Source organism: Mycobacterium sp. TH-M25, from assembly GCF_057473665.1.
On record NZ_JBYCLA010000601.1, the window covers coordinates 1 to 4,350 of the forward strand.

Sequence of the window (4,350 nt, forward strand, 5' to 3'; positions counted from 1 at the left end):
GAAGCGGCGCTGCAGCGAGCAGTCGCGGGTGCCGGCGACGATCACGTTGCCGTGCTGGTCGGCGATCACCTGCGCCTCGACGTGGCGCGGCTTGTCCAGGTAGCGCTCGACGAAGCACTCGCCGCGGCCGAACGCGGCGACGGCCTCGCGGGTGGCCGACTCGAACAGCTCCGGGATCTCCTCGATGGTGCGGGCCACCTTCATGCCGCGGCCGCCACCGCCGAAGGCCGCCTTGATCGCGACCGGGACGCCGTATTCCTTGGCGAACGCCACGACCTCGTCGGCGTTCTTGACCGGGTCCGGGGTGCCGGGTACCAGCGGCGCCTGTGCTTTGGCGGCGATGTGGCGCGCGGTGACCTTGTCACCGAGGTCGCGAATCGACTGCGGGCTGGGCCCGATCCAGATCAGACCGGCGTCGAGCACGGCCTGGGCGAAGTCGGCGTTCTCCGACAAGAAGCCGTAGCCGGGGTGAATCGCATTGGCGCCGGACTTCTCGGCTGCCTCCAGGAGCTTGCCGAAGTCGAGGTAGGACTCTGCCGAGGTCTGACCACCCAGCGCGAACGCCTCGTCGGCCAGCTTCACGTGCGGGGCGTCGGCGTCGGGCTCGGCGTACACCGCCACGCTGGGCAGTCCCGCGTCCTTGGCTGCGCGGATCACCCGCACCGCGATCTCACCGCGGTTGGCGACAAGAACCTTCGAGATCGTCGAGCTGGCGTGACTGGGCACTTCGCCTCCTGATGAGCACGTCTTCGTGTTGTCTAAGAGAAATTCTTACAAGTCGGTCCGGGGGAAGCTTAAGCGGCGCGCCGTGAGCGACAAGAACCGGTGTCTACTTCTCCGCCGCTTCATCCAGTCGGCGCTTGATTCGGGCCAGCATCCCCGCCATCCCGCGCAGGCGAAGTGGGCTGATCAACTCGGCCAGGCCAAGATCGGTGTAGAAGTCCGCCGGGACTGCCAGGATGTCCGCGGCGGACTGCTTGTCGAGTCCGGCGGCCAGGATCGACGCAAAGCCGCGCGTGGTGGGAGCTTCAGCGGGCGCGCTGAAGTACAGCCGAACTCTGCCCGGATCGTCGGCGTCGACGCGTAAAAACAGCGGCGATTGGCACTCGGTCACCGGCTCCATCGCCGCTTCCTCGAGGTCGGCGGGTAGCGCCGGCAACTCGTCGGCGAACTCCAGGAGCAGCTTGAGCTTGTCTTGGCCTTGAACTTCGGCGAATTCGGAGACCACCTCGGCCAGTGGCGTGGGCATGGTCATCGGACCGGGACCGGGACCGGGCCGGGGTGCTCGCCGGCGACGATCGGCACGCGCACGGCGTTACCCCATTCGGTCCACGAGCCGTCGTAGTTGCGGACGTCCGGGATTCCCAGCAGGTAGGTCAGTACGAACCAGGTATGGCTGGATCGCTCTCCGATGCGGCAGTAGACGATCGTCTTGTCGTCCGGCTCCAGAAAATCGTAGAGCCGTTCCAATTCCTCGCGGCTGCGGAAGCGGCCACTGTCGTCGGCGGCCTGGCCCCACGGGATCGACCGCGCCGAGGGGATGTGACCCGCGCGCAACGCTCCCTCCTCGGGGTAATCCGGCATGTGGGTGCGCTTGCCGGTGTATTCGTCCGGAGAGCGTACGTCGATCAGCGGCCCGGTGCCCAGAGCGGCCAGCACATCGTCCTTGAACGCGCGGATCGGGGCGTCGTTGCGTTGCACGACGGGGTAGCCCGACGACGGCCGGTTCGGAACGTCCAGCGTGGTGTCGCGCCCGTCGCGGATCCACAGGTCGCGGCCGCCGTTGAGCAGCCGGACGTCCGGGTGGCCGAACAGGGTGAAGACCCACAGTGCGTATGCGGCCCACCAGTTGCTCTTGTCGCCGTAGATCACCACGGTGTCGTCGCGCGAAATGCCTTTGCGCTCCATCAATTCCGCGAACTGCTTGCCATCGATGTAGTCGCGCACCCGCGGGTCGTTGAGGTCGGTGTGCCAGTCGATCTTGACCGCGCCGGGGATGTGGCCGACGTCGTAGAGCAGCACGTCCTCATCGGACTCGACGATGGCGAGTCCGGGCCGGCCCAGGTTGCCGGCCAGCCAGTCGGCGGTTACCAGCCGTTCCGGGTGCGCGTAGGCGCCCAGCGCGGGGTTGGGGTCTGCTGATAGCGGCACACCGCGAGCCTACCTGCTGGTTAGCCCTGGGCGGTGCCGCGTTGACATGGCGACAACTCACGACGTGACGGGATTGGCCGCCCACAGGTCGGCGATCGACACGCCGACCCGCGCCAGCAGCGCCCGGGTGTGCGGCAGGCTCAGTCCGATGACGTTGGAGGGGTCGCCAGCTATTCCGTCGACAAACCAGCCGCCCAGCCCGTCCAGGGTGAAAGCCCCTGCCACGTCCATTGATTCGCCGCTGGCCAGGTAGGCGTCCAGGTCTGCGGGCGTGGGCGAGGCGAAATACACTGTCGTGAAGAAAGATTCGGATGCTTGTGTGGTCAGGCCGTCTATCAGCCGCACCAGGCAGTGCCCGGTGTGCAGCTGACCTGACCGGCCGCCCATCGACCGCCACTCGCGTCTGGCCGCATCGATCGACGCAGGTTTGCCGACCAGCCGACCGTCGATGTAGAGCATCGAATCACAGCCAATGACAACACAATCCGCGGCATCGGCGGGATCGATCAAGGTGACAACGTGCGCGGCCTTGGCCTCGGCGAGGCGGCCAACCACCGCAGCTGGGACGGCGTCGGGGCCCAGTGCGGCGATGATCGCGTCTTCGTCGACACCCGACACCACGACCGCCGGGTCGACACCGGCCTGCCGCAGCACCCGCCGCCGACCCTCAGAGGCCGACCCCAGGACGAATCTTGTCATCGCCGCTTCTCGATCCCGGCTGCGCCGGCATCGTCATCGGCGGTCCTGGTCATCGCCCCCGCATGTGGGTCCGCTGCACCAGCGTCAGTCGTTGCCAGCTGTGCACCGCGTACCGAAGCTTGTCGACGGGCAGACCCCACCGGGAGAACTCCGGCTCGCCCTGACCGTCGCCGCCACCAGAGACCCCGGCCAGCACGGTGATCAGCGCGGCTACCTCGTCGTCGGTCGGTTTGCCCTTGAGCACCTGGATGTGCGGCTGGTCGGCCACCGGCGTCGCGTTGTCGTCGGACACTGGACTCAATTGTTCGCCTCACTCCCGTCGCGCATTGCGTTCGCTCCGCTCGTTCGCCTCACGGTGTTCTCGTCGCCGCTCACAGCGGAATGTTCCCATGCTTCTTCGGTGGCACCTGGGCGATCTTGCGCTCCAGCAGCCGCAGGGCGGTACCGATGTAGCCGCGGGTGTGTGACGGCGGAATGACCGCGTCGACATAACCTCGCTCGGCGGCGATGTAGGGGTTGACCAGCGTGTCCTCGTACTCCTGCTGCAGCTGCAGCCGCAGCGCGTCGACGTCCTTGCCCTCCTTGGCGGCCTCCTTGAGCTGCTGGCGGTAGACGAACCCGACCGCACCGGAGGCGCCCATGACCGCGATCTGCGCGGTCGGCCAGGCGATGTTGACGTCGCAGCCCATGTCCTTGGAGCCCATGACACAGTAGGCGCCGCCGTAGGCCTTGCGGGTGATGACGGTGATCTTGGGGACGGTGGCCTCGCCGTAGGCGTACAGCAGCTTGGCGCCGCGCCGGATGATGCCGTTGTATTCCTGGCCGGTGCCCGGCAGGAAGCCCGGCACGTCGACGAGCATCACGATCGGGATGTTGAAGCAGTCGCAGGTCCGCACGAAGCGGGCGGCTTTCTCCGAGGCGTTGATGTCCAGGCAGCCTGCGAACTGGGTGGGCTGATTGGCCACGATCCCGACCGGCCGGCCCTCGATGCGGCCGAAGCCGACCACGATGTTCTGCGCGTAACCGGCCTGCACCTCGAGAAACTCGTCATCGTCGAGGATGCGGGTGATCACTTCGTGCATATCGTAGGGCTGGTTGGCCGAATCGGGGATCAGCGTGTCCAGCTCGAGATCTTCCTCGTTGAGGTGCTCTTCAATGGCGCCCTCGGGGACCGGCACCGGGTAGTGCGGCGGGTCGGTGAAGTTGTTGGGCGGCAGGTAGCTGAGCAGGTCGCGGACGTAGTCGAAGGCGTCCTGCTCGCCGGAGGCGACGTAGTGCGCGGTGCCGGAGCGGGCCATGTGGGTGTGGGCGCCGCCCAGTTCCTCCATCGTGACGTCTTCGCCGGTGACGGTCTTGATCACGTCCGGTCCGGTGATGAACATCTGGCTGGTCTGGTCGACCATCACGATGAAGTCGGTCAGCGCGGGGGAGTAGACGTGACCGCCGGCCGCGGCGCCCATGATCAGCGAGATCTGCGGGATGACGCCGGAGGCCAAGATG

6 protein-coding genes are annotated in these 4,350 nt (G+C 67.1%); all 6 read right to left on the bottom strand.

The window, feature by feature from the left end; translation table 11 throughout:
- The coding region (locus AC2VOU_RS19995) for a biotin carboxylase N-terminal domain-containing protein (RefSeq protein ID WP_486958926.1) at window positions 1-726 on the bottom strand (726 nt) is incomplete at its 3' end.
- Window positions 727-829: 103 nt separating this feature from the next.
- On the bottom strand, window positions 830-1,255 hold the full coding sequence (locus AC2VOU_RS20000; RefSeq protein WP_486958927.1) for a SufE family protein: 426 nt from the start codon (window positions 1,253-1,255) through the stop codon (window positions 830-832).
- Window positions 1,252-2,151, bottom strand: coding sequence for a sulfurtransferase (locus AC2VOU_RS20005; RefSeq protein WP_486958928.1), 900 nt, complete (start codon window positions 2,149-2,151; stop codon window positions 1,252-1,254). Before AC2VOU_RS20005 ends, AC2VOU_RS20000 begins: the two co-directional genes overlap by 4 nt.
- Window positions 2,152-2,208: 57 nt before the next feature.
- Entirely contained in the window at window positions 2,209-2,850 is a 642-nt protein-coding gene (locus AC2VOU_RS20010; RefSeq protein ID WP_486958929.1) for a Maf family protein, read from the bottom strand.
- A 49-nt stretch (window positions 2,851-2,899) separates the two neighbouring features.
- Window positions 2,900-3,142, bottom strand: a complete 243-nt coding sequence (locus AC2VOU_RS20015; RefSeq protein ID WP_486958930.1) for an acyl-CoA carboxylase subunit epsilon — start codon at window positions 3,140-3,142, stop codon at window positions 2,900-2,902.
- A 79-nt stretch (window positions 3,143-3,221) separates the two neighbouring features.
- A partial coding sequence (locus AC2VOU_RS20020) for an acyl-CoA carboxylase subunit beta (RefSeq protein WP_486958931.1) occupies window positions 3,222-4,350 on the bottom strand: 1,129 nt, incomplete at its 5' end.

Bases quoted from the DNA above. Each gene is read 5' to 3' on its own strand.
- AC2VOU_RS20000 (WP_486958927.1), bottom strand. From the start codon at position 1,255: ATGACCATGCCCACGCCACTGGCCGAGGTGGTCTCCGAATTCGCCGAA.
- AC2VOU_RS20010 (WP_486958929.1), bottom strand. From the start codon at position 2,850: ATGACAAGATTCGTCCTGGGGTCGGCCTCTGAGGGTCGGCGGCGGGTG.